Annotated in this window: 16 protein-coding genes, 2 tRNA genes, 3 rRNA genes and 1 pseudogene; 16 read left to right on the top strand and 6 right to left on the bottom strand. The window is 58.2% G+C overall.

Annotated features, from left to right (window positions below; translation table 11 throughout):
* The first annotated feature begins 37 nt into the window (after nucleotides 1–37).
* A complete protein-coding gene (locus AC1UK9_RS16015) occupies nucleotides 38–1,270 on the top strand; it encodes an NADH:flavin oxidoreductase/NADH oxidase family protein (protein WP_473012768.1) in 1,233 nt (410 codons plus the stop codon).
* 73 nt (nucleotides 1,271–1,343) lie between these two features.
* Here AC1UK9_RS16015 and AC1UK9_RS16010 read toward each other — a convergent pair whose 3' ends face one another.
* Complete coding sequence (locus tag AC1UK9_RS16010) at nucleotides 1,344–1,904, bottom strand: fasciclin domain-containing protein (protein WP_025113463.1); 561 nt, start codon at nucleotides 1,902–1,904, stop codon at nucleotides 1,344–1,346.
* Nucleotides 1,905–2,532: 628 nt separating this feature from the next.
* On the opposite strand from AC1UK9_RS16010, the gene AC1UK9_RS16005 reads away from it, so the two are divergent.
* The gene (locus AC1UK9_RS16005; protein WP_482577946.1) at nucleotides 2,533–2,946 is read left to right on the top strand and encodes a GFA family protein; all 414 of its coding nucleotides are present in this window, start codon (nucleotides 2,533–2,535) and stop codon (nucleotides 2,944–2,946) included.
* 21 nt (nucleotides 2,947–2,967) lie between these two features.
* Here the strand turns inward: AC1UK9_RS16005 and AC1UK9_RS16000 are convergent, their stop codons facing one another.
* Nucleotides 2,968–3,486, bottom strand: coding sequence for a DUF1993 domain-containing protein (locus AC1UK9_RS16000; protein ID WP_025113461.1), 519 nt, complete (start codon nucleotides 3,484–3,486; stop codon nucleotides 2,968–2,970).
* Nucleotides 3,487–3,571: 85 nt separating this feature from the next.
* The gene (locus tag AC1UK9_RS15995) at nucleotides 3,572–4,489 is read right to left on the bottom strand and encodes a LysR family transcriptional regulator (RefSeq protein WP_025113460.1); all 918 of its coding nucleotides are present in this window, start codon (nucleotides 4,487–4,489) and stop codon (nucleotides 3,572–3,574) included.
* Between the two features lie 141 nt (nucleotides 4,490–4,630).
* On the opposite strand from AC1UK9_RS15995, the gene AC1UK9_RS15990 reads away from it, so the two are divergent.
* From AC1UK9_RS15990 to AC1UK9_RS15965, 6 genes are all read left to right on the top strand, one after another.
* Nucleotides 4,631–5,389 (top strand): 5-oxoprolinase subunit PxpA, encoded by a 759-nt coding sequence (locus AC1UK9_RS15990; RefSeq protein ID WP_025113459.1) that lies wholly within the window; start codon nucleotides 4,631–4,633, stop codon nucleotides 5,387–5,389.
* A gap of 93 nt (nucleotides 5,390–5,482) precedes the next feature.
* Entirely contained in the window at nucleotides 5,483–5,728 is a 246-nt protein-coding gene (locus AC1UK9_RS15985; protein WP_473012766.1) for an acetyl-CoA carboxylase, read from the top strand.
* 10 nt (nucleotides 5,729–5,738) lie between these two features.
* Nucleotides 5,739–7,112: an acetyl-CoA carboxylase biotin carboxylase subunit gene (locus AC1UK9_RS15980; protein WP_482577945.1), complete on the top strand. Its 1,374-nt coding sequence runs from the start codon at nucleotides 5,739–5,741 to the stop codon at nucleotides 7,110–7,112.
* Nucleotides 7,109–7,981 (top strand): 5-oxoprolinase subunit B family protein, encoded by an 873-nt coding sequence (locus AC1UK9_RS15975; RefSeq protein WP_482577944.1) that lies wholly within the window; start codon nucleotides 7,109–7,111, stop codon nucleotides 7,979–7,981. The genes AC1UK9_RS15980 and AC1UK9_RS15975 overlap by 4 nt, the downstream gene beginning before the upstream one ends.
* The gene (locus AC1UK9_RS15970) at nucleotides 7,978–8,952 is read left to right on the top strand and encodes a 5-oxoprolinase subunit C family protein (RefSeq protein ID WP_473012763.1); all 975 of its coding nucleotides are present in this window, start codon (nucleotides 7,978–7,980) and stop codon (nucleotides 8,950–8,952) included. Before AC1UK9_RS15975 ends, AC1UK9_RS15970 begins: the two co-directional genes overlap by 4 nt.
* Nucleotides 8,953–9,063: 111 nt before the next feature.
* On the top strand, nucleotides 9,064–10,386 hold the full coding sequence (locus tag AC1UK9_RS15965) for a purine-cytosine permease family protein (RefSeq protein ID WP_482577943.1): 1,323 nt from the start codon (nucleotides 9,064–9,066) through the stop codon (nucleotides 10,384–10,386).
* Between the two features lie 16 nt (nucleotides 10,387–10,402).
* Here AC1UK9_RS15965 and AC1UK9_RS15960 read toward each other — a convergent pair.
* Nucleotides 10,403–11,434, bottom strand: a pseudogene (locus tag AC1UK9_RS15960) (NAD(P)/FAD-dependent oxidoreductase); the annotation flags it as partial.
* Between the two features lie 123 nt (nucleotides 11,435–11,557).
* On the opposite strand from AC1UK9_RS15960, the gene AC1UK9_RS15955 reads away from it, so the two are divergent.
* The 7 genes from AC1UK9_RS15955 to rrf all read left to right on the top strand — a co-directional run bounded on the left by AC1UK9_RS15955 (nucleotide 11,558) and on the right by rrf (nucleotide 18,968).
* A complete protein-coding gene (locus AC1UK9_RS15955; RefSeq protein ID WP_482577942.1) occupies nucleotides 11,558–12,673 on the top strand; it encodes a saccharopine dehydrogenase family protein in 1,116 nt (371 codons plus the stop codon).
* A 2-nt stretch (nucleotides 12,674–12,675) separates the two neighbouring features.
* Nucleotides 12,676–13,167: a DUF2269 family protein gene (locus AC1UK9_RS15950; protein WP_482577941.1), complete on the top strand. Its 492-nt coding sequence runs from the start codon at nucleotides 12,676–12,678 to the stop codon at nucleotides 13,165–13,167.
* Between the two features lie 599 nt (nucleotides 13,168–13,766).
* Nucleotides 13,767–15,303 (top strand): 16S ribosomal RNA (locus AC1UK9_RS15945).
* Between the two features lie 81 nt (nucleotides 15,304–15,384).
* A tRNA-Ile gene (locus AC1UK9_RS15940) sits at nucleotides 15,385–15,461 on the top strand.
* A 28-nt stretch (nucleotides 15,462–15,489) separates the two neighbouring features.
* Nucleotides 15,490–15,565 (top strand) — tRNA-Ala (locus tag AC1UK9_RS15935).
* 236 nt (nucleotides 15,566–15,801) lie between these two features.
* A 23S ribosomal RNA gene (locus tag AC1UK9_RS15930) occupies nucleotides 15,802–18,693 on the top strand.
* 159 nt (nucleotides 18,694–18,852) lie between these two features.
* Nucleotides 18,853–18,968 (top strand): 5S ribosomal RNA (gene rrf / locus AC1UK9_RS15925).
* The 16S, 23S and 5S rRNA genes sit together here with 2 tRNA genes alongside, the layout of an rRNA operon.
* Before the next feature lie 116 nt (nucleotides 18,969–19,084).
* Here rrf and AC1UK9_RS15920 read toward each other — a convergent pair.
* On the bottom strand, nucleotides 19,085–20,320 hold the full coding sequence (locus AC1UK9_RS15920; protein ID WP_482577940.1) for an MFS transporter: 1,236 nt from the start codon (nucleotides 20,318–20,320) through the stop codon (nucleotides 19,085–19,087).
* 137 nt (nucleotides 20,321–20,457) lie between these two features.
* The gene (proP, locus tag AC1UK9_RS15915) at nucleotides 20,458–21,960 is read right to left on the bottom strand and encodes a glycine betaine/L-proline transporter ProP (RefSeq protein WP_025109817.1); all 1,503 of its coding nucleotides are present in this window, start codon (nucleotides 21,958–21,960) and stop codon (nucleotides 20,458–20,460) included.
* Nucleotides 21,961–22,197: 237 nt separating this feature from the next.
* Between proP and AC1UK9_RS15910 the strand changes: the two genes are divergently transcribed.
* Nucleotides 22,198–24,402 (top strand): OsmC domain/YcaO domain-containing protein, encoded by a 2,205-nt coding sequence (locus tag AC1UK9_RS15910; protein ID WP_482577938.1) that lies wholly within the window; start codon nucleotides 22,198–22,200, stop codon nucleotides 24,400–24,402.
* Nucleotides 24,403–24,465: the final 63 nt, after the last annotated feature.

Below are 24,465 nucleotides of genomic sequence, written 5' to 3'. Positions count from 1 at the left end.
TCTTATGGTGGCCTCATCTCAGTTGAGGACTGCCCGCATGAATGTGTTCGACCCCCTGATACTTCCCAACGGTTCGACCATCAAGAACCGTATCGCCAAAGCCGCCATGGAAGAGAACATGGCCGATGCCGACCAGGCGCCCTCCGACGAGCTGATGCGGCTCTACCAGGCGTGGGCCGACGGTGGCGCCGGGCTGATCATCACCGGCAATGTCATGGTCGACGGCCGCGCCATGACCGGCCCGGGCGGCGTGGTGCTACAGGACGATCAGCAACTCGCCAGGTTCCAGCGCTGGGCGCGTATTGGGCGCTCCGGTGGCGCGCAGTTCTGGTTGCAGATCAATCACCCGGGCCGGCAGATGCAGGCCAACCTCGGGCAAAAAACCTGGGCGCCGTCAGCCGTGCCGCTGGAGCTGGGCAGCATGTCCAAGCGCTTTGCCACGCCCCACGCCATGACTCCAGACGTGATTGAGGAGGTCATTCAGCGCTTTGCACGCACTGCGCGCCTTGGCGAACAGGCGGGGTTCACTGGCGTGGAAATCCACGCCGCGCATGGCTATCTGTTGAGCCAGTTCCTTTCGCCGCTGACCAACCAGCGGACGGACGAGTGGGGCGGCTGCGTGGAAAACCGCGCGCGCCTGTTGCTCGATATCGTCAGCGCGGTGAGGGCCGTGGTTTCGGCGGATTTTGCGGTGGCGGTCAAACTCAACTCCGCCGACTTCCAGCGCGGAGGCTTCACCGCCGACGAGGCGAAAAAGGTGGTTGAGCTGCTCAACGATCGGGGTGTGGATCTGGTGGAATTGTCCGGTGGCAGTTACGAAGTTCCCGCCATGCAGGGCGAGGCACGCGATGGCCGCACTCTGGCTCGCGAGGCTTACTTCGTCGAATTTGCCCGCGACATTCAGACCGTCGCGAAAATGCCGGTGATGGTCACCGGCGGGATTCGCCGCCGCCCGGTGGCCGAACAAGTCGTTCAGAGTGGCGTGGACATGGTGGGCATCGGAACGGCAATGGCCATCGATCCACACCTGCCGCGTGACTGGCTGCAGGGCAAGGACAACGCCCCGCAGTTGCCGCCGATCACCTGGAAAAACAAAACCATCGCAGCGTTGGCGAACATGGCGGTGGTCAAGTTTCAGTTGGGTAAACTCAGTCGGGCAAAAAAGCCCGATCCAGCTGTGTCACCGCTGCGAGCGCTGATTGTGCAGCAGATCGCCATGGCGTTTCGTACACGCCAGTACCGGCGCTGGGTAGAGAAACGTTCGACGTGAGGCGTCAGGCGTTTCAACCTTGAGCTGTCAAGTCTGGCGGGCGCTCTGACGAGGGCCCGCCAGTGTCAGGCGATCAATTGGGCATCAGCACCGTATCGATCACATGAATCACGCCATTGGATTGCATGACGTCTGCGATGGTAATGGCCGCCTTGCCACCTTTGGCGTCCTCCACCCACAACTTGCCATCGTGCAGCATCACGGTCAGCGATTCGCCCTGAACGGTTTTCAGCATGACTTTGCCGCCGTGCATTTTCGCCTGGTCCATCAACTGTTTGCCCGTGTGTGTGCCGGCCACCACGTGGTAAGTGAGGATCTTCGTCAGGTCAGCCTTGTGTTCGGGTTTGACCAACGTATCGACCGTGCCGGCGGGCAGTTTGGCGAAGGCTTCGTTGGTCGGCGCGAAGACGGTGAACGGCCCCTTGCTGTTGAGCGTGTCCACCAGCCCGGCAGCTTTGACCGCGGCGACGAGTGTCGTGTGATCTTTGGAGTTGACCGCGTTTTCAACGATGGTTTTGCTCGGATACATGGCCGCGCCGCCGACCATCACGGTATCGGCAGCGAAGCTGAATCCAGCTCCAAGGGCGAGCAGTGTGAAGCAAGCGACAGCAAGGCGTTTGATGAGCGAGTGCATGGTGTGTCTCCTTGATTCTTCGACCCTTCGAATGAGGGTATTGAATGTACGGAGCTGCGACTGAAACGGATGCAGCGCAGGGCGAAATAAAAGGTGTGCTGCAGTGAACTGGACCGAATGTGCTCTCAGGTATGAGTATCGTTTGAGGGAAAAATCAGTCGCAGTCGTTCGCTCACAGGATTTCCTTGTGCACGAATGCCGAGCCAGAAATGATTGTCTGCCGATGGGCGTTTTTACATCGTTGGCGCGACAGGAAATGATAGCCACGCAACACCTGACAACGATTGAAACGGTCAAGGGTGAACTACGCAAGAGCGGTTTTTCAATTCACCATAACCCGACAGAAAGCATGCAGATTCATTGCGATTTCACAGGCTAGCCTGGCGGTCTGGTTGAGACGTGTTCGAGAGGGACAAAATCATGTCAGATAGCGCTGACTCAATTGCCTTGGCCTCGGCTGTTATCGCCATGTGCGCGCCAGGATTGACGGTCTGGCAGGGCCTCGTACAACGCCGCCATGCACGATTGTCAATACAACCCCATTTTGTATTTGTCCGGAACCAGCGCCGAGGCCAAAGCCGGTGTTACTTTTTTTCAGGGAGCTCGCCATGACAACAGGGCAGTGTCTATGCACCGCTGTACGTTTAGCCTCTCGGTTGCGCCTGGTTTTTTCTATCGTTGCCACTGCACCCTGTGCCGCAAGCAAACCGGGGTCGGCCACAACCTCGCCACGCTGGTCAGCGCTCGTGACTTTCGCTGGGAAGCAGGGCAGGAGTCGATCAGCAGTTGGGTCAAACCCAGCGGTTACCGGAACGACTTCTGTGCGCAATGCGGCTCGACCGTGCCCAACCCGCTTCGCGGATCGCCTTACGTGTGGGTTCCGCTCGGCCTGCTCGATGACGATCTGAGCATGGAGTGCGCGGGCGATTTCTGCGTTGACGATGCCATGTCGTGGGATGTGCAGCGTTCGGCCAATAACCATCACGGTTCTGTGGAGTCAGTGGCGCTTCTCGTGCAGCAACTCCGGGTCAACGGTGGTTGACGCCGGAGCCTGACCTGCTGGTTATTTCCGCAGATACGCAAACATATGCTGCACATAATCGGCCTTGCCCAGCGGTACGCCGTTGTGCCGAAGGATGTTGTACGCCGTGATCAGGTGGAAGTAGAACTGTGGCATGGCCCAGTCCATGGCGTATTCGCTGCCGGTCATGTCGAAGGCGATGCCGTTGGGCAGTTCGATGGCGATTTTCCTGTGTGCGCTGGCGTCGATCTGCGCCGGGTCCGCTGCTGCCAGTCTCTGCAAGGTGCTTTCGATCAATGCCTTGGCCGCCGCCATGTTTTCTGGCGGTGCGAGTGCGCTCAGCGGTTGTTGCGTCAATCGCAGCACGGCGTCCTGCGCCTGAGTGCAGGTGTATTGAACTTGGCGGGCGAGGTTGTGCATGTCAGGCGCAAGGCGTGCTTCGAGCAGAACCTGCGGGTCGTAGCCGCGCTCAACGGCGCAGGCTTCGCCCTTGGACAAAAGCGCTGACAATGAACGCAGCATCTGGGCGAAACGAGGAATAGTCACTGCATGGATCGACATGGTTGTTCCTTGCGTAGTGTCTCAGGGAAGTGGCAGTTGAGCGATGAGGCAGCGCTCGCGCATTTGCCGGAGAGTAACCCTGTTTTCAGCGCCGTGCGAGATGCTGCTGGGGCGCCAGAAACGCATCGTGGAAATAATTGCGAAACGCGTGCATCGCCGGGCTGAACTCCTGTGCGCGGTGCCACGCCAGGCCGACACTCATCGGCGTCACCTTGTCGGTGATCGTCAGCGTTTCGATGCGTTTGCCTTCCAGCGACCAGGGGCGGTGCACCAGATCCGAAAGAATTGCCACACCGCTGCCATTGGCGACCATGCTGCGCACGGCTTCGACAGAGCTGGTGCGAACCCGCACGTTCGGCTGCTGGCGCGCGTTTTCCCAATAGCGCATGGCGCTCTGTTCGGCCTCGTCGACGGTCAGCAGGATGAACGGCTCCTTCGCCACATCGGCCAGACTCACAGCCGAACGTTCGCACAGCGGATGGTGGCTGGGCAGCCATAACCGGCGCTCAGAGTTGAAGAGCGTCTCCGAGACAATGTCCGGATGAGTGAGGTTGGCGGTGAGCACCACGGCCATGTCGAACCGGCCTTCGAGCAGGCCTTGTTCGATGGCTTGGCGCTCCTGTTCGTGAACCTCGATGGTCACATCGGGATGCCAGTGTTCCAGGCGCTGCAAATGGTGCGGCAGGAAGTAGCCGAACACCGTGTAGCTCGCCGCCAGGCGCAACACGCCACTGGCGCGGATGTCCGGCAACGGGCTGTTCAGCGCGTCATCGACACTGCGCAGAATCACATAGGCCCGGTTCAGAAAATGCCGCCCGGCATCGGTCAGGCTCATGCCTTGCGCCGAGCGCTGGAACAACAGCGTGCCGAGAATGCCTTCCAGTTCCTTGATCGCCGTGGTCACCGCCGACTGCGAAATGTTCAGATGAAGCGCGGCCTGGGAGATCTGTCCGATCTCGGCGGTGGCGACGAAATAGCGCACTTGGCGCAGGGTCAGGGACATGGACACTCCGGTCGGCGAGGAAGCTTTTTCTGAGGCTATCTGTTTTTCAGAAGATGGCCTATCTGTTAATAGATCTTCCCAAGGGGTGTGCGGAAATTTAACTTGGCCTGCATGAAGTCACAAGCGTCAGGAGCAAGCGTCATGCAAGCAGTAGATTTCAACTCGGACATGGGTGAAGGCTTCGGCCCATGGACCATCGGTGATGGCGTCGACAATGAGCTGATGGGCTTCATCAGTTCGGCCAACATCGCCACCGGTTTCCATGCCGGCGACCCTGGCACCATGCGCCGCACGGTTGAGCAGGCCAAGCGTCTGGGCGTGGCCATCGGCGCGCATCCGGGGTTTCGTGACCTGGTCGGTTTTGGCCGTCGGCACATCAACGCACCGGCCCAGGAGCTGGTCGACGACATGCTCTATCAGCTGGGCGCCCTGCGTGAACTGGCCCGTGTTCAAGGCGTGGCCCTGCAACACATCAAACCCCACGGCGCGCTCTACATGCACCTGGCGCGGGACGAGGAGGCGGCCCGCCTGCTGGTAGAAAACCTGCAACGTCTGGAGCCAGAACTGTTGCTGTATTGCATGCCCGATTCGGTGATCTGGCGCGTCGCGACAGAACTCGGTCAACCGGTGATCCGTGAATTCTATGCCGACCGCGAGTACGACCTCAGCGGCTCCATCGTCTTCACCCGCAACGTGCGCGCCTACGACCCGACGCAAGTCGCCGCGCGAGTATTGCGCGCCTGTCAGCAAGGTGTGGTGCGTACCGTTGAGGGTGAAGACCTGGCAATCGCTTTCGATTCGATCTGCTTGCACAGCGATACACCGGGCGCGCTGGCGTTGGTCGAGGCCACACGCAAAGCGCTCGATAACGCCGGGATCGAGGTGCGCGCCCCGCGCTGATGAGCGGTGCAACACCTGGCCCACAGACGCCAGGGTCTGCCCAACGATTCACTTTTTGCCTGCCTTTCTACAACTATTCCAAAAGGAACAGACATGGCCGAACACACTGTAATCACCCCGTTGCCAGGGACCTTCTACCGCAAAGCCACGCCGGAGTCGACGAACTACGCCGAGGTGGGCGCGCAGGTCAGCGCCGACACGGTGATTGGCCTGATCGAAGTCATGAAGCAATTTTCCGAACTGACCGCCGGGACGGCCGGTCGCCTCAGCGCATTTCTGGTAGAAGACGGTGATCCGGTGGAGCCGGGTCAAGTCATCGCAACACTCGACGTCGAGTGAGGGCGTGATCATGACCCAAGGTATTGATAAATTGCTGATCGCCAACCGTGGCGAAATTGCGGTGCGAATCATTCGTGCCGCCAAGGCACTGGGAATTCCTACCGTTGCCGCGTGCAGTGAAGCGGACGTCGATTCCCTCGCCGCGCGCATGGCCGATGAGGTGCACGTACTCGGCCCGGCGCGCGCCGATAAAAGCTATTTGAATGTCGAAGCCTTGCTCGGCGCTTTGAAAGCCACAGGCGCCAACGCGGTGCACCCCGGGTATGGCTTTCTCTCGGAGAATGCGGATTTTGCCGAAGCGGTGGTGGCAGCCGGGGCGATTTTTGTCGGGCCGAGCGCCGAGACGATCCGGCGCATGGGCGATAAGGCCGAAGCCCGGCGTACTGCGCAAGCAGCGGGGGTGCCAGTGGTGCCGGGGTCGCCGGGTGAGCTGTTTGATGTTGAATCGGCGCTCAAGGCTGCAGAAGTCGTTGGCTTCCCGCTGCTGATCAAAGCCTCGGCCGGTGGTGGCGGGCGCGGTATTCGCCTGGCGCAAGATGCTGCGCAACTGGCAGAAGAGTTTCCCCGTTCCCAGCGCGAGGCCCAGGCCGCGTTCGGCAACGGCGCGGTGTACCTGGAGCGGTTTATCGGACGGGCTCGGCACATTGAAGTGCAGGTGCTGGGCGACGGTCAGCACGCGGTGCATTTGTTCGAGCGGGAGTGTTCACTGCAACGTCGCCGGCAGAAAATTTTCGAGGAAGCGCCGTCGCCGGTCCTCAGCCAGCAGCAACGCGAGAGCCTCTGCGCGAGCGCCGTGCGCCTGACCGAGTCCTTGGGCTACAAGGGCGCCGGCACTCTGGAATACCTGTATGACGAGGCGACCGGCGAATTCTTCTTTATCGAGATGAACACGCGGATTCAGGTAGAGCACCCGGTCAGCGAACTGATCACCGGCATTGATCTGGTCCAGGCCATGTTGCGCATTGCCGGCGGCGAACCGCTGGGTTTCAAACAGAGTGACATTCAACTCAACGGCGCCGCGCTGCAAATGCGCCTGAACGCCGAGGATCCGCAGCGCGACTTCTTCCCCAGTCCCGGGTTGGTCGAGGAACTGATCTGGCCGCAGGGCGAAGGCATTCGTGTCGACACTCACCTGTATCAAGGCTACCGCGTGCCGCCTTACTATGACTCGTTGCTGGCCAAGCTGATCGTGCATGGCCCTGACCGCGCCGAAGCATTGCGCCGGGCGAAAGCAGCGGTAGAACAGACCACATTGTCCGGCATGGCCAGCACCCTGACACTGCACGGCGAACTGCTCGAACAACCGTGGCTGCACAGCGCCGACTTCCACACCGGCACCCTGGAAACCTGGCTGGCCACGCGCCGCAGCGGAGGTGCAGCATGAGCACGCCGATCCGTTACAGCTTCGGCGCCGATGAGCATTTGTTTGCCGAAGTCAGCGACAGCATGTCACTTGATGCGTTCTTCAAGGGGCTGGCCGTTACCCGCGCGGTAGAGCGCCTGGCGCTGGATGGCGTGCTCGACGTGTGCCTGGCCAATGCCTCGTTCCAGATTCGTTTCGACCCGGATCGCATCGCCCCGCTCACCCTGCTCGAAGCGGTGAAAGGCGCCGAAGCCGAGGCGGTTGCCGAGCGCACGCTGCAGACGCGCATCATCGAGATTCCGGTGCTGTACAACGACCCGTGGACCCACGAAACCCTGATGCGTTTTCGCGACCGGCATCAGGACCCCAGCGCCACTGACCTGGAATACGCCGCACGGATCAACGGCCTGGCCGACGTCGATGCGTTCGTCGCCGCCCACAGCGGTGCGCCGTGGTTTGTCTCGATGGTCGGCTTCGTCGCCGGGCTGCCATTCATGTTCCAGATGGTCGAGCGCGAACGCCAGTTGCAGGTGCCAAAGTACCTGCGGCCACGCACTGACACACCGAAATTGACCCTCGGTCATGGCGGTTGCTTTGGCTGCATTTACTCGGTGCGCGGTGCCGGGGGTTATCAGATGTTCGGCGTGACGCCGGCACCGATCTACGACCCGCAGCAAAACCTCGCGTACCTCAAGGAACACATGGTGTTCTTCCGTCCGGGCGACATCGTGCAGTTCAAGCCGATCGATCGTGAGGCCTACGACCACGCGGTGGCTGAAGTGGACGCCGGGCGCTTTGATCTGCGGATTCGTCCGGTGGAGTTTTCGCTGGACGCGTTTCTCGCCGATCCGATCGGTTATCCCAAGTCGCTGCAGGAGGTGCTGGCATGATCAAGGTACTCAAACCCGGCCTGGCGACCTCGGTACAGGATTTGGGCCGCGAAGGCTATTACCACTTGGGCATCCCTCCTTCGGGTGCGCTTGATCAATACGCCTTGAGTGCGGCCAATCAACTGGTCGGCAACCCGGCAGGTCTGGCGGCGCTGGAATGCACCTTGCTCGGGCCTGAGCTGGCGTTTCAGCACGATGCGCTGGTGGCGGTCTGCGGTGCGCACATGACGCCGCGTGTCGATGGCGTGGAAATGCACCACGACACAGCCTTTGAGGTGAAGGCCGGACAAGTGCTGCGCTTCGACTTTCCGAAGGCTGGCGCCCGGGCTTATCTGGCAGTGGCGGGGGGCATCGATGTGCCGCTGGTGCTCGGCAGTCGTTCGACCTACACGCTGGGTGCGCTTGGCGGCTTTCAGGGGCGCCGATTGATCGCCGGCGACGAGTTGCCGATTGGCGCGGCCAGTGGCAAGGGTCGCGCCGGCGCCAGTCTGCCCATGGCGTTACGCCAATCGCTGGGCGGCGAAATCACCCTGCGCGTGGTGCCGGGCCTGTATTACGAGCGCCTGAGCGAGTCTGCGGCAAAGAGCTTTTTCGCCGAGCCATGGACGGTCGGTTCTGAAGCCGACCGTATCGGCTATCGCTTCAAGGGCGGCAGCGCGCTGAGCTTTCAGCCCCGCGAACAGCCGTTCGGCGCTGGTTCCGATCCATCGAACATCGTCGACAGTTGCTACCCGATCGGTTCGATCCAGGTCCCGGCCGGACTTGAGCCGATTGTCCTGCACCGTGACGCGGTGTCCGGTGGCGGCTACGCGATGATCGGCACGGTGATCAGTGCCGACCTCGATCTGATCGGCCAGATGCAACCCAATCAGAAGGCCCGCTTTGTCGCGGTGACCCTCGAAGAAGCGCTGGAAGCACGACGCTCCTATAAGAAAAAACTCAGCTGCCTGAGCAAGCTGTTCCCTTCCTGATTCTGCCCGCCGCATCGCGCGGGCCATGCCAAACGGTAAGCCAACGCCGCACTCCGGTGCGGTGACGGCTGCCCGCGCTTCAACCTTTGACTGGTTCTGGAGTTCACGCATATGGCTGCTTTATCGCAATCGAGTCAAACCGGGCAGGACCCGGCCCACCATCCCGTACCGACCGCCGCGCGCATGGGCCGACTGTCGCTGACCATGGCCTGGTGGGCGGTGTGCAGTGCGATGTTTTACATCGTGGTCGGCGCTTCACTGGCGCTGTCATTCGGTGCGCGCAACGCGTTGATCGGCATGCTGCTGTCAGTCATCAGTTATGGCCTGGTCAACAGTGTGCTCAGCCGATTCGCGATCCGCAGCGGCTTGTCGGTGGCGCTGTTTTCACGGCTGTTGTTCGGCAGCACCGGGGCGTGTCTGGCGACGCTGATCTTCTTCTCCACGGCGATCTACTACGCGGTATTCGAAGGCTCGGTGATTGCCGTGGCGCTCCATCAACTGTACCCGCAACTGATCTATCCGCTGGCGGCACTCGCAGTGGTGCTCTATAGCGTGCCGATGATTCTGGGCAGCGTGCAGCACTGGCTGGACAAGCTCAATGGCGTGCTGCTGCCGGTGTACCTCGGCGGTCTGCTGGTGGCGGTGGGGCTGTCGATCAGTCGTTATGGCTACCAGCCGCAATGGCTGGATTTCGGCCCGACGACGCCCAGCGCATTCGGCTGGTGGCACTGCTTCGTCGCTTACATGGGCGTCTGGGTGTTGATGCTGTTCACCTTCGACTACGCGCGTTTCGGCAAGCCTGAAGATGCCGAATACCATGGTCGCTGGAACTTCGGCATGCCGTTCTACGCGGTAACGTTTTTGCTCAATGGCGCGGCGGGCATCTACCTGGTCAGCAGCATTCCCCATGACGGCGCGCTGAACGAAGTGTCGGTGGTGATGGCGATCCTGCAGTTGATGGGCCTGTGGGGATTGCTGTTTGTCTGGGCCACGCAAACCCGCATCAATACCGCCAATTACTATCTGGCGACGTTGAACATGCAGGCGTTCTTTGGCCGTTTTGGTGTACGCGGTTCGTATCTGATGTGGGCGCTGGTAGTTGGGGTGATCGTCTACGGACTGATGCTGGCGGATGTGTTTGCCTACCTCCTCAAGGCGTTGGCCTATCAGGGGATTTTCGTGGTGGCCTGGGTCGGCGTGGCATTGGCGCAGATTCTCTGTGGCCGTAATGATCTGGCGGCACTTGAGCGGGTGGCGACTTTCAATCCTGTCGGGTTGACCGCATGGTTCGGAGCGACAGCACTGGGACTGGCGTTGATGTTTGCCGGCGCCGGGCTGAGCAGTTTTTCCGCGCCGGCGACCGTGGTAATGGCGTTTGCCTTGCAGGCGGGATTGGCCCGGCGCGGTCGATGGGTGGTGCAGGCGGCGGAGTAGGGGGGGCGGGTGACTGGAATCGTGCTGGCCGACAGGGCTCCAGTGCCGCTGCAGATGCGCCATCAATAATCTCCTCGGCAACCAGCCGCCCCACGACCGCCGCCAGCGTCACGCCCGGATGCATGACGCACACGTACGCACTGTTGAATTCCGGCAGATAGCCAATGATGGGAATCCTGTCGGCGGGCATGGGTCGCAGGCCAACGCTCGCCATTTGCGGCGTGATGGAAGCCACTCCGTGAAGTTCGTGCTTAATGGCTTTGGCCGTTCTCAGCGCGATGGCGTGCGGTCGGTTGTACAGCGCGTCATCTATATAGTCCTCCGCAGCCAGCAACGTACCGTCGGTGTCCTGCCGGATTTCCATCTGGGGGCTGGAGATGATCGTGTTTATCCGATGAGGCTGGGTTGTGTAGCGGATGAGTAGGGCGGGTGACGCGTCGATGGGCAGGGTGACGTTCAGCTGATCTGCCAGTTGCGCGATGGCGGTGCCCGCCGCCAGCACGACAATGTCGGCAATGAGGTTGCCGGTCGCAGTGATAACGCCGGTGACAGCGCCGTTCAACGTCTGAAATCCGAGCACCGGCGTGTGCGTTAACAGCGTCGCGCCATGGGCTTGTGCGCCTGCAATCAATGCATGCGTTGCTTGCACCGCATCCAGCGCACCTTCGGCGGCGGCAAAGCAGGCCCGTTGCGGAGGGTGTTTGAGGTTGGGTTCAAGGTCGAGAATCTGCGCACTATATATAGAAGGCGCATAAAACGGACCCTCGCCGTAAGACAGCGCACCTGTCCATTGAATGTTAAACCCTGGCAACTCGGATTCGAGCCGCCGGTATTCTGCGATGGCTGCGGCGCGTAACGGCGCAACAGGGTCTGGCCCGCCGTGTGACGTGTTGATCCATGCAAAGGAACGTCCTGTCGCGCCGCAGGCAATTTCACCAGACTCGAGCACTGTGACGTGCGCACCTTTCGCGGCGAGGTGATACGCCAGTGACGCGCCGACGATTCCCGCGCCGATCACGATGATCCGTTTGCTCACACCAACCTCCAATGTCGATGCGCTGACAGTACTCCATCCCGGCCTGTAGCGGCAGACTTGCCTGGCCCGGTGATATCAGGGAAGCTGCGCCGAGTCCGTTTTTGGGCCGGTTTTGAATCGTTCAGGGAAGCGTTGATGGCACTCAGGGTGTTGGTGGTTGGCGGGTATGGAAACTTTGGCAGTATCGTTTGTCGGCATCTGATCGATATGCCCGACGTCGAGCTTGTGATCTCGGGGCGTGATCCGCAGAAACTGGCGCACAAAGTCGCTGTGCTGGGCGCGACCTGCGAGAGCTGGTGCGGCGATGCCATGGGGGGCGGATTTTCTGCAGCCCTCTGCGCGATGAACATTCAACTGGTGATTCACACCGGCGGCCCGTTTCAAGGGCAATCCTGCGCGGTGGCCGAGAGCTGCATTGAGGCGGGCGTCAACTATTGCGACCTGGCGGACTGCCGGACGTTCGTCAATGGCATCAGTGTGCTCGATGCCCGAGCGAGGCAGGCCGGGGTCGCTGTCCTCAGTGGCTGCAGTTCAGTGCCGACGCTTTCGTCAGCGATCATCGATGAGCAGCGCCACCACTTCAAGCGCATCGATTCGATCGAGCACGGTATCTCCTCGTCGGCCAAGATGCCGGGGCTGTCGACGGTCGAGGGCGTGCTCGCTTATGCCGGCAAGCCGATCCGTCAGTTGCGCAACGGTCAGGTGCATGAGGTGATGGGCTGGGAGGATCTGACCCTGCGCAAGCTGCAGGGCCTTGGCTTCCGTGTGTTGGCCAATGTGGATGTGCCGGACATGGACATCTTCGCCAACCGCTATGGCGCACAGACGTTGAGCTTCAAGGCTGGCGCGGGCCTCAAGCTCGGAGGCGTGGCCAATTATCTGTTTGCTCTGGCAATGAGGAAGGGGCTGGTGCGTGACCATGTGCCATGGGCCGCCAGGTTGCATCGTTGGGGCAGCTGGTTCGAGCGTTTCGGCGATGGCAAAAGTGCGATGTATATAGATGTGCAGGGCGTCGGCCTGAATGACCAGCCGCTGTCGATGACGGCGCAACTCACCGCGCTGAATGACAAGGGGCCGGAGATCCCGAGTTGTGCCGCCGTCGCTCTGGCCGCGAAAATCGCCCGGGGCTATGTGCCCGAGTCCGGCGCGCGTCCTTGCGTCGGCGAGATAAGCGTCAATGCGTATATGGCCGCAATCAATGACGCACAGAATCTAAGCCTGTCCGTACACTTCAGTGACGGGATGCGCTGAGCATGTTGTATCTGGGCCTTAAGTACGTACATGTCATCGCCGCGATTTTTCTGTTCGGTTTCGGCATGGGCTCCTATCTCTATCTGATCGCCGCCAGTCGCACGGCCAATCCGCAGGTGATCGCCCATGTGGCGAGAATGGTGGTGCGCTTCGACGCCTGGATCACCACGCCGGCGGGCTTCATCCAGATCGTGACGGGCTATATGTTGACAAGGCTCAGCGGGCTGCCACTGACCACGGAGTGGGTGCTGACATCGTTGATCATCTTCTGTGTCGTCGGTTCGCTGTGGCTACCAGTGCTTCTGTTGCAGAAGCGCTTGCAGCAGATGGCGGCGCGCGCAGTGGAACGTGGGACAGAGCTTGACGCCGATTACCGGGCCTTTTACTTCCAGTGGTTCTGGATGGGGGTGGGCGGCTTTCTGGGGATGTTCGTGATTGTCTTGATAATGGTGACGAAGATGACGCCGGGGCAGTGGCTTGGATTAATGGTGTAGCGGGGCGCTGCCGTGCTTTCGGGCTTTTTTGACCGATATGACAGAAATGTGAAAATAGCTGTTGACGGCAGATTCTGGAGGTCTATAATTCGCCCCACTTCCGGCGCAGTCGAAACGGAAAACTCCTTGAGATTCAATGAGTTACGCAGTTTTCGACAGCGGCTTGCTTCAGTTCATCGGAGCCTGGAAGGAGTTGAAAATGTCGGCATGTCTGGCGCTTTTAACGGTTCGATCTTCTCGGTCGAAAGCGGTGAAAAAAGGGTGTTGACAACAGCGAGTAACGCTGTAGAATTCGCCTCCCGCTAACGAGAGATCGGAAGCGCAAGTGGTTGAAGTTGTTGAAGAAATCTTCGAAAACTTCTGAAAATAATCACTTGACAGCAAATGAGGCTGCTGTAGAATGCGCGCCTCGGTTGAGACGAAAGATCTTAACCAACCGCTCTTTAACAACTGAATCAAGCAATTCGTGTGGGTGCTTGTGGAGTCAGACTGATAGTCAACAAGATTATCGGCATCACAAGTTACTCCGCGAGAAATCAAAGATGTAACCAACGATTGCTGAGCCAAGTTTAGGGTTTCTTAAAAACCCAAAGATGTTTGAACTGAAGAGTTTGATCATGGCTCAGATTGAACGCTGGCGGCAGGCCTAACACATGCAAGTCGAGCGGATGACAGGAGCTTGCTCCTGAATTCAGCGGCGGACGGGTGAGTAATGCCTAGGAATCTGCCTGGTAGTGGGGGACAACGTTTCGAAAGGAACGCTAATACCGCATACGTCCTACGGGAGAAAGCAGGGGACCTTCGGGCCTTGCGCTATCAGATGAGCCTAGGTCGGATTAGCTAGTTGGTGAGGTAATGGCTCACCAAGGCGACGATCCGTAACTGGTCTGAGAGGATGATCAGTCACACTGGAACTGAGACACGGTCCAGACTCCTACGGGAGGCAGCAGTGGGGAATATTGGACAATGGGCGAAAGCCTGATCCAGCCATGCCGCGTGTGTGAAGAAGGTCTTCGGATTGTAAAGCACTTTAAGTTGGGAGGAAGGGCATTAACCTAATACGTTAGTGTTTTGACGTTACCGACAGAATAAGCACCGGCTAACTCTGTGCCAGCAGCCGCGGTAATACAGAGGGTGCAAGCGTTAATCGGAATTACTGGGCGTAAAGCGCGCGTAGGTGGTTCGTTAAGTTGAATGTGAAATCCCCGGGCTCAACCTGGGAACTGCATCCAAAACTGGCGAGCTAGAGTATGGTAGAGGGTGGTGGAATTTCCTGTGTAGCGGTGAAATGCGTAGATATAGGAAGGAACACCAGTGGCGAAGGCGACCACCTGGACTGATACTGACACTGAGGTGCGAAAGCGTGGGGAGCAAACAGGATTAGATACCCTGGTAGTCCACGCCGTAAACGATGTCAACTAGCCGTTGGGAGCCTTGAGCTCTTAGTGGCGCAGCTAACGCATTAAGTTGACCGCCTGGGGAGTACGGCCGCAAGGTTAAAACTCAAATGAATTGACGGGGGCCCGCACAAGCGGTGGAGCATGTGGTTTAATTCGAAGCAACGCGAAGAACCTTACCAGGCCTTGACATCCAATGAGCTTTCCAGAGATGGATTGGTGCCTTCGGGAACATTGAGACAGGTGCTGCATGGCTGTCGTCAGCTCGTGTCGTGAGATGTTGGGTTAAGTCCCGTAACGAGCGCAACCCTTGTCCTTAGTTACCAGCACGTTATGGTGGGCACTCTAAGGAGACTGCCGGTGACAAACCGGAGGAAGGTGGGGATGACGTCAAGTCATCATGGCCCTTACGGCCTGGGCTACACACGTGCTACAATGGTCGGTACAGAGGGTTGCCAAGCCGCGAGGTGGAGCTAATCCCATAAAACCGATCGTAGTCCGGATCGCAGTCTGCAACTCGACTGCGTGAAGTCGGAATCGCTAGTAATCGCGAATCAGAATGTCGCGGTGAATACGTTCCCGGGCCTTGTACACACCGCCCGTCACACCATGGGAGTGGGTTGCACCAGAAGTAGCTAGTCTAACCTTCGGGAGGACGGTTACCACGGTGTGATTCATGACTGGGGTGAAGTCGTAACAAGGTAGCCGTAGGGGAACCTGCGGCTGGATCACCTCCTTAATCGACGACATCAGCTGCTCCATAAGTTCCCACACGAATTGCTTGATTCATTGAAGAAGACGATAGAAGCAGCCCGAAATTGGGTCTGTAGCTCAGTTGGTTAGAGCGCACCCCTGATAAGGGTGAGGTCGGCAGTTCGAATCTGCCCAGACCCACCAATTTTGTGTGGGAAACCTGTAGAGATACGGGGCCATAGCTCAGCTGGGAGAGCGCCTGCCTTGCACGCAGGAGGTCAGCGGTTCGATCCCGCTTGGCTCCACCACCACTGCTTCTGAAGTTTGAAAGCTTAGAAATGAGCATTCCATTGTGATGATGGTGAATGTTGATTTCTAGTCTTTGACTGGATCGTTCTTTAAAAATTTGGGTATGTGATAGAAAGATAGACTGGATAGCACTTTCACTGGTGTTTATTCAGGCTAAGGTAAAATTTGTGAGTTTAATCGCGAATTTTCGGCGAATGTCGTCTTCACAGTATAACCAGATTGCTTGGGGTTATATGGTCAAGTGAAGAAGCGCATACGGTGGATGCCTTGGCAGTCAGAGGCGATGAAAGACGTGGTAGCCTGCGAAAAGCTTCGGGGAGTCGGCAAACAGACTTTGATCCGGAGATGTCTGAATGGGGGAACCCAGCCATCATAAGATGGTTATCTTGTACTGAATACATAGGTGCAAGAGGCGAACCAGGGGAACTGAAACATCTAAGTACCCTGAGGAAAAGAAATCAACCGAGATTCCCTTAGTAGTGGCGAGCGAACGGGGACTAGCCCTTAAGTGGCTTTGAGATTAGCGGAACGCTCTGGAAAGTGCGGCCATAGTGGGTGATAGCCCTGTACGCGAAAATCTCTTGGTCATGAAATCGAGTAGGACGGAGCACGAGAAACTTTGTCTGAATATGGGGGGACCATCCTCCAAGGCTAAATACTACTGACTGACCGATAGTGAACTAGTACCGTGAGGGAAAGGCGAAAAGAACCCCGGAGAGGGGAGTGAAATAGATCCTGAAACCGTATGCGTACAAGCAGTGGGAGCAGACTTTGTTCTGTGACTGCGTACCTTTTGTATAATGGGTCAGCGACTTATTTTCAGTGGCGAGCTTAACCGAATAGGGGAGGCGTAGCGAAAGCGAGTCTTAATAGGGCGTCTAGTCGCTGGGAATAGACCCGAAACCGGGCGATCTATCCATGGGCAGGTTGAAGGTTAGGTAACACTGACTGGAGGACCGAACCGACTACCGTTGAAAAGTTAGCGGATGACCTGTGGATCGGAGTGAAAGGCTAATCAAGCTCGGAGATAGCTGGTTCTCCTCGAAAGCTATTTAGGTAGCGCCTCATGTATCACTGTAGGGGGTAGAGCACTGTTTCGGCTAGGGGGTCATCCCGACTTACCAAACCGATGCAAACTCCGAATACCTACAAGTGCCGAGCATGGGAGACACACGGCGGGTGCTAACGTCCGTCGTGAAAAGGGAAACAACCCAGACCGTCAGCTAAGGTCCCAAAGTTATGGTTAAGTGGGAAACGATGTGGGAAGGCTTAGACAGCTAGGAGGTTGGCTTAGAAGCAGCCACCCTTTAAAGAAAGCGTAATAGCTCACTAGTCGAGTCGGCCTGCGCGGAAGATGTAACGGGGCTCAAACCATACACCGAAGCTACGGGTATCACGCAAGTGATGCGGTAGAGGAGCGTTCTGTAAGCCTGTGAAGGTGAGTTGAGAAGCTTGCTGGAGGTATCAGAAGTGCGAATGCTGACATGAGTAACGACAATGGGTGTGAAAAACACCCACGCCGAAAGACCAAGGTTTCCTGCGCAACGTTAATCGACGCAGGGTTAGTCGGTCCCTAAGGCGAGGCTGAAAAGCGTAGTCGATGGAAAACAGGTTAATATTCCTGTACTTCTGGTTATTGCGATGGAGGGACGGAGAAGGCTAGGCCAGCTTGGCGTTGGTTGTCCAAGTTTAAGGTGGTAGGCTGAGATCTTAGGTAAATCCGGGATCTTAAGGCCGAGAGCTGATGACGAGTTACCCTTTGGGTGACGAAGTGGTTGATGCCATGCTTCCAAGAAAAGCTTCTAAGCTTCAGGTAACCAGGAACCGTACCCCAAACCGACACAGGTGGTTGGGTAGAGAATACCAAGGCGCTTGAGAGAACTCGGGTGAAGGAACTAGGCAAAATGGCACCGTAACTTCGGGAGAAGGTGCGCCGGTGAGGGTGAAGGACTTGCTCCGTAAGCTCATGCCGGTCGAAGATACCAGGCCGCTGCGACTGTTTATTAAAAACACAGCACTCTGCAAACACGAAAGTGGACGTATAGGGTGTGACGCCTGCCCGGTGCCGGAAGGTTAATTGATGGGGTTAGCTAACGCGAAGCTCTTGATCGAAGCCCCGGTAAACGGCGGCCGTAACTATAACGGTCCTAAGGTAGCGAAATTCCTTGTCGGGTAAGTTCCGACCTGCACGAATGGCGTAACGATGGCGGCGCTGTCTCCACCCGAGACTCAGTGAAATTGAAATCGCTGTGAAGATGCAGTGTATCCGCGGCTAGACGGAAAGACCCCGTGAACCTTTACTATAGCTTTGCACTGGACTTTGAATTTGCTTGTGTAGGATAGGTGGGAGGCTTTGAAGCGTGGACGCCAGTTCGTGTGGAGCCATCCTTGAAATACCACCCTGGCAACTTTGAGGTTCTAACTCAGGTCCGTTATCCGGATCGAGGACAGTGTATGGTGGGTAGTTTGACTGGGGCGGTCTCCTCCTAAAGAGTAACGGAGGAGTACGAAGGTGCGCTCAGACCGGTCGGAAATCGGTCGTAGAGTATAAAGGCAAAAGCGCGCTTGACTGCGAGACAGACACGTCGAGCAGGTACGAAAGTAGGTCTTAGTGATCCGGTGGTTCTGTATGGAAGGGCCATCGCTCAACGGATAAAAGGTACTCCGGGGATAACAGGCTGATACCGCCCAAGAGTTCATATCGACGGCGGTGTTTGGCACCTCGATGTCGGCTCATCACATCCTGGGGCTGAAGCCGGTCCCAAGGGTATGGCTGTTCGCCATTTAAAGTGGTACGCGAGCTGGGTTTAGAACGTCGTGAGACAGTTCGGTCCCTATCTGCCGTGGACGTTTGAGATTTGAGAGGGGCTGCTCCTAGTACGAGAGGACCGGAGTGGACGAACCTCTGGTGTTCCGGTTGTCACGCCAGTGGCATTGCCGGGTAGCTATGTTCGGGAAAGATAACCGCTGAAAGCATCTAAGCGGGAAACTTGCCTCAAGATGAGATCTCACTGGAACCTTGAGTTCCCTGAAGGGCCGTCGAAGACTACGACGTTGATAGGTTGGGTGTGTAAGCGCTGTGAGGCGTTGAGCTAACCAATACTAATTGCCCGTGAGGCTTGACCATATAACACCCAAGCAATTTGCAGGCTTTGAGCTGAAAAGCGAAAGGTCACCAGATTGCGGTGTGTGAAGACGAAACGAATCGAAAGTTCGAGAGAAACACACAAACTATCGCATACCCAATTTGCTGAAGCGTCGAAAGACGAGTCGGCACACCGAATTTCTTGACGACCATAGAGCGTTGGAACCACCTGATCCCATCCCGAACTCAGAAGTGAAACGATGCATCGCCGATGGTAGTGTGGGGTTTCCCCATGTGAGAGTAGGTCATCGTCAAGATTAAATTCCGAAACCCCAATTGCGAAAGCAGTTGGGGTTTTGTTTTGCCCGCAGGAAAGTTTTTACTTAGCCTGCGAACAAATTTGCACATTCCTTCCGCATCCAACAGACAACCCTCAAGTTGTAGCGATAACCGCGCGGCGTCGATCCGCCAATGTCTCCGGTATCGCCACCCACAGCAGCACAAACGCCACCCCGGCAATCATTGCCAGGGTCAGAAACGCCGCGCTATAACCGGCCTCTTGCACCACAAGTCCCGCCACGCTGCTGCTCAATGCCGCGCCAAGGCCGAACACGGTCGAGAGGGCGCCGAGACTGATGTTGAAGTGACCGGTGCCCAGTGTCAGGTCTTTCACCACTACCGGGAACAGCGCGCCGAAAACTCCAGCGCCAACGCCATCGAGCAACTGCACTGCGACCAGCCAGTAAGGATCATCAGACAGCGTGTACAACACGCCGCGTAATGGCAGGATCAGAAAGCCTGCCAGCAGCAACGGTTTGCGCCCCCACACATCGGCTCTGGCCCCGACCAGCAACGCCACCGGCACCATGACCAATTGCGCAGCGACGATGCAGGCCGAGGTCAGTGGCGTGGCCATCTGCAAGTTCACTTGCGCCAGTTTTTGACTCACCAGCGGCAGCATCGCCGCGTTGGCCAAGTGGAACAGGGCGCAGCAGATGGCGAACATCAGCAGCGCCTTGTTGGTCAGCAGCACCGATAATCCTGAAGGTGCTTTGCTGTCTGTGGCGTCGCTCGGATCCAGGCCCCGGGCGAGATTGTGGTCGATGGCATTGGCAGGGACGAAACTCACAGCAACCACGCTGCCCAGTGCCATGACGGCCATCAGGTAGAACACCGCAACCGGGCCGAACAGGTAAGCGAAGCCTCCGGCCAGCAGCGCTGCGCAAGCGTTGCCAGCATGGTTGAACGTCTCATTGCGTCCGGTGCGCCGAGTGAATGCTCGGGGGCCGGTGATACCCAGGGTGATTGCCGAAATGGCCGGGGCGAACACCGACGCAGCAGCGGCACTCAAGGCTTGAGTGATCGCCACCAGGCTGAATGACGTGACGAAGGGCAGCACCACACAACTGCCGGTCACCAGCAGCGCGGCAATCGCGATCACCGCGCGTTTGCTGCGGGTGTTGTCAACGAGGGCTCCGGCGGGTGTCTGGGTGAGGAGGGCGGCGATGCCTGCGAGGGTCATCACCAGTCCGATGCTGGCCGGTTCCCAGTGATGCACTGCCAACAGGTAAATGGCGAGATACGGCCCGAGCCCGTCGCGCGCATCGGCGAGGAAGAAGTTGAGGCTGTCCAACGAGAGATTGTGGCGACTATCGGAGTGGTTGATCACGCTGGGATCTTCAATAATCGAGGTTCGGCGACATGACTCAACCTCCGCTAAAGTCAGTGACTTGTCGCCTGCGGATTTAGTTTCACACCGAGCGTAGGTGGCCACTCGAACCCGCCTCGAGCGGCCACCTCATGACGTCAGTTAATGCGTGGATGCTGCTGCACCAACTCCTTGCGCTTGGCTTCCAGTTCGGCGATTTCGGCGTCAATGTCTTCGATTTTCTGCTCGATGTTGTCGTGGTGCTCCTTGAGCAGTTCCTTGGCCTCCTCAAGGTCCGAGGCTGCCGGTGCGGCACCACGCAACGGTTTGTTGGCGGTCTCTTTCATGGTCACGCCGGTGATCAGGCCGACGACGGCAATCACCATCAGGTAGTAGGCCGGCATGTACAGGTTGTCGGTGCTTTCCACCAGCCAGGCCACGGCAGTCGGCGTCAAACCGGCGATCAGCACCGAGACGTTGAAGGCGGCGGCCAGTGCGCTGTAGCGAATGTGGGTGGGGAACATCGCCGGCAGGGTCGAGGCCATCACGCCGATAAAGAAGTTCAACAGCACGGCGAGGATCAGCAGGCCGGAAAAGATCAGGCCGATCTTGCCGCTGTTGATCAGCATGAACGCTGGAATCGCCAGCAGGAACAGGCCGATGCTACCGACAACGATGAAGGGTTTGCGGCCGATCTTGTCGCTGATAAAACCAATCGCCGGTTGCACGAAGAGCATGCCAACCATGATCGCGATGATGATCAGCACGCCACGGTTTTCGCTGTAGTGCAGGTTGTGCGACAGGTAGCTAGGCATGTAGGTCAGGAGCATGTAATAGGTGACATTGGTCACCGCTACCACGCCGATGCAGGTCATCAGGCTGCGCCAGTGCTTGGTCGCGACTTCTTTGAACGACACTTTCGGGCCGCCGGCCAGGCCTTCGCGATCACCTTCTTCGAGCTTCTCCACGTGCTGCTGAAACGCTGGAGTCTCTTCCAGCGCATGGCGCAGATAAAGGCCGATCATACCCAGCGGCAGCGCGAGGAAGAACGGCAGGCGCCAGCCCCATTCGAGGAATTTCTCTTCGCCGATGATCGTCGAAATCAGCACCACCACCCCGGCGCCAAGGACGAAACCTGCAATCGAACCGAAGTCCAGCCAACTGCCGAGGAAGCCGCGTTTACGGTCTGGCGCGTATTCGGCGACAAAAATCGACGCGCCGGTGTACTCACCGCCGACCGAGAAACCCTGGGCCATTTTCGCCAGCAACAACAGGATCGGCGCCCAGATGCCGATCGATTCATACGATGGAATCAAGCCGATGGCGAAGGTGCTTAGCGACATGATCACGATGGTCGCGGCCAGGACTTTCTGGCGCCCGTACTTGTCGCCCAGAGCACCGAAGAACAGGCCGCCCAGCGGGCGGATCAGAAATGGCACCGAGAAGGTCGCCAACGCTGCAATCATCTGCACGCCGGGATCGGCGCCGGGGAAGAAGATCTTGCCCAGCGCGTAGGCGACAAAGCCATAGACCCCGAAGTCAAACCACTCCATGGCATTACCCAGTGCGGCGGCGGTAATCGCCTTGCGCATCTTGGCGTCGTCGACAATGGTGATGTCTTTCAATCCGATGGGATTGACGGTGTTTTTCCTTGATTTCATGCGGGTCACTCATAGCTGAACGGATTCGATGCCATTGTTTTGCTGGCATAGGCTCTTTGCGTCAGATACAAGAAGACACGAAATAATTCACTGCTAATGGCATTTTTGTTATCCGGCTTCGCAGACGCACGGCGCGGCGCAGCGGTCCGCTCGGCCACCATTACGCAAAAGCACAAGACGTCAGGCTGAAAACCCGGATAATGGCCGCCAATTGTTTTTGCTCTCTGGTAAACCCGCATGGAAATCAAGGTCAACTTTCTCGACAACCTTCGACTTGAAGCCAAGTTCGACGACTTCACGGTGATCGCCGATCAGCCCATCCGCTACAAGGGCGATGGCTCGGCACCGGGGCCGTTCGACTACTTCCTGGCGTCGTCGGCCTTGTGCGCGGCTTACTTCGTGAAGCTGTACTGCGAAACGCGCAACATCCCGACCGACAATATTCGTCTGTCGCAGAACAACATCGTCGACCCGGAAAACCGCTACAACCAGATCTTCAAGATCCAGGTCGAATTGCCGGCAGACATCTCCGAGAAGGATCGTCTGGGCATCCTGCGTTCGATCGACCGCTGCACGGTGAAGAAGGTCGTGCAGACCGGCCCCGAGTTCGTGATCGAGGAAGTCGAGAACCTCGACGCCGATGCGCAGGCGCTGCTGATGCCGCATTCGACGTCGCAGGCAGGCACTTACATCGCCGGCAAGGATCTGCCGCTGGAGCAGACCATCGCCAACATGTCGGGGATTCTCGCCGATCTGGGCATGAAAATCGAAATCGCCTCGTGGCGCAACATCGTGCCCAACGTCTGGTCGCTGCACATCCGCGACGCGCACTCGCCGATGTGCTTCACCAACGGCAAGGGCGCGACCAAAGAGGGCGCGCTGGCCTCGGCTCTGGGCGAGTTCATCGAGCGCCTGAACTGTAACTTCTTCTACAATGACCAGTTCTGGGGCGAGGACATCGCCACCGCCGAGTTCGTGCATTACCCGAACGAGCGCTGGTTCAAGCCCGGCCCGAAAGACGAGCTGCCGTCAGAGATTCTCGACGAATATTGCCTGGGCATTTACAACCGCGACGGCGAGCTAAAAGGCTCGCACCTGTACGACACCAACTCCGGCAACACCCAGCGCGGCATCTGCTCGCTGCCGTTCGTGCGGCAATCGGATGGCGAGGAGGTGTACTTCCCGTCCAACCTGATCGAAAACCTGTTTCTGAGCAACGGCATGAGCGCCGGCAATACCCTGGCCGAAGCGCAGGTGCAGTGCCTGTCGGAGATCTTCGAGCGCGCAGTCAAACGCGAGATTCTCGAAGGTGAAATGGCCTTGCCGGACGTGCCGCAGGAAGTACTGGAAAAGTACCCGAGCATTCTCGCCGGGATCAAGGGGCTGGAAGAGCAGGGCTTCCCGGTACTGGTGAAAGATGCGTCGCTGGGCGGTGAGTTCCCGGTGATGTGCGTGACCCTGATGAATCCGCGCACCGGCGGTGTGTTCGCCTCGTTTGGCGCGCACCCAAGCCTGGAAGTGGCCCTGGAACGCAGCTTGACCGAGTTGCTGCAGGGCCGCAGTTTCGAAGGTTTGAACGACTTGCCGCAGCCGACCTTCTCCGGGCAGGCAGTGACCGAGCCGAACAACTTCGTCGAGCACTTCATCGACTCCAGTGGTGTGGTGTCATGGCGTTTCTTCAGTGCCAAGGCCGACTTCGAATTCGTCGAGTGGGACTTCTCCGGTCAGGGCGAAAACTCCAATGCCGAAGAAGCCGCAACCCTCTTCGGCATCCTCGAAGACATGGGCAAAGAAGCGTACATGGCGGTCTACGACGACCTCGGTGCCAACGCTTGCCGGATCCTCGTGCCGGACTACTCGGAAATCTATCCGGTGGACGACCTGATCTGGGACAACACCAACAAGGCTTTGCAATTTCGCGCTGACATTCTCAACCTGCACAGTCTGAGCAAGGTTGGCCTGCGCAACCTGGCACAGGGGCTGGAAAACAGTGAGCTGGACGATTACACCGACATCACCACGCTGATCGGCATCGAGTTCGACGACAACACGCCGTGGGGCAAATTGACGATTCTGGAGCTGCGTCTGCTGATCTATCTCGCCCTGCAGAAATTCGAACCGGCCAAAGACCTGGTCGAAGCCTTCCTGCAATACAACGACAACACCGTCGAACGCGGCTTGTTCTATCAGGCCGTGAATGTGTGCCTGGAAATGGAGCTGGATGAGGATCTGGAACTGGCCGATTACGAAGCCAACTTCCGCCGCATGTTCGGCGACGAGCGTATGGATGCGGCGATCGGTTCGGTCAACGGCAGCGTGCGTTTCTACGGGTTGACGCCGACCAGCATGAAGCTCGAAGGGCTGGATCGTCACCTGCGTCTGATCGACAGCTATAAGAAACTGCATGCGGCACGGGCCAATGCGGCAGGGTTGAATCGCTGATAGCAAGCCTCGTGGCGAGGGGATCTGTCCCCTCGCCGCAGTTGGTTTTGCCGTCATGGATCA

This window comes from Pseudomonas sp. AK-TSAG1-1 (genome assembly GCF_056821665.1).
Note: the sequence above shows the minus strand (reverse complement) of the source record. Positions and strands in the feature narration are given on the sequence as shown.

Excerpts from the sequence above, each read along its gene's own strand:
- AC1UK9_RS16015 (WP_473012768.1), top strand. The coding sequence starts at position 38 with ATGAATGTGTTCGACCCCCTGATACTTCCCAACGGTTCGACCATCAAG.
- AC1UK9_RS16010 (WP_025113463.1), bottom strand. The coding sequence starts at position 1,904 with ATGCACTCGCTCATCAAACGCCTTGCTGTCGCTTGCTTCACACTGCTC.
- AC1UK9_RS16005 (WP_482577946.1), top strand. The coding sequence starts at position 2,533 with ATGCACCGCTGTACGTTTAGCCTCTCGGTTGCGCCTGGTTTTTTCTAT.
- AC1UK9_RS16000 (WP_025113461.1), bottom strand. The coding sequence starts at position 3,486 with ATGTCGATCCATGCAGTGACTATTCCTCGTTTCGCCCAGATGCTGCGT.
- AC1UK9_RS15995 (WP_025113460.1), bottom strand. The coding sequence starts at position 4,489 with ATGTCCCTGACCCTGCGCCAAGTGCGCTATTTCGTCGCCACCGCCGAG.
- AC1UK9_RS15990 (WP_025113459.1), top strand. The coding sequence starts at position 4,631 with ATGCAAGCAGTAGATTTCAACTCGGACATGGGTGAAGGCTTCGGCCCA.
- AC1UK9_RS15985 (WP_473012766.1), top strand. The coding sequence starts at position 5,483 with ATGGCCGAACACACTGTAATCACCCCGTTGCCAGGGACCTTCTACCGC.
- AC1UK9_RS15980 (WP_482577945.1), top strand. The coding sequence starts at position 5,739 with ATGACCCAAGGTATTGATAAATTGCTGATCGCCAACCGTGGCGAAATT.
- AC1UK9_RS15975 (WP_482577944.1), top strand. The coding sequence starts at position 7,109 with ATGAGCACGCCGATCCGTTACAGCTTCGGCGCCGATGAGCATTTGTTT.
- AC1UK9_RS15970 (WP_473012763.1), top strand. The coding sequence starts at position 7,978 with ATGATCAAGGTACTCAAACCCGGCCTGGCGACCTCGGTACAGGATTTG.
- AC1UK9_RS15965 (WP_482577943.1), top strand. The coding sequence starts at position 9,064 with ATGGCTGCTTTATCGCAATCGAGTCAAACCGGGCAGGACCCGGCCCAC.
- AC1UK9_RS15955 (WP_482577942.1), top strand. The coding sequence starts at position 11,558 with ATGGCACTCAGGGTGTTGGTGGTTGGCGGGTATGGAAACTTTGGCAGT.
- AC1UK9_RS15950 (WP_482577941.1), top strand. The coding sequence starts at position 12,676 with ATGTTGTATCTGGGCCTTAAGTACGTACATGTCATCGCCGCGATTTTT.
- proP (WP_025109817.1), bottom strand. The coding sequence starts at position 21,960 with ATGAAATCAAGGAAAAACACCGTCAATCCCATCGGATTGAAAGACATC.
- AC1UK9_RS15910 (WP_482577938.1), top strand. The coding sequence starts at position 22,198 with ATGGAAATCAAGGTCAACTTTCTCGACAACCTTCGACTTGAAGCCAAG.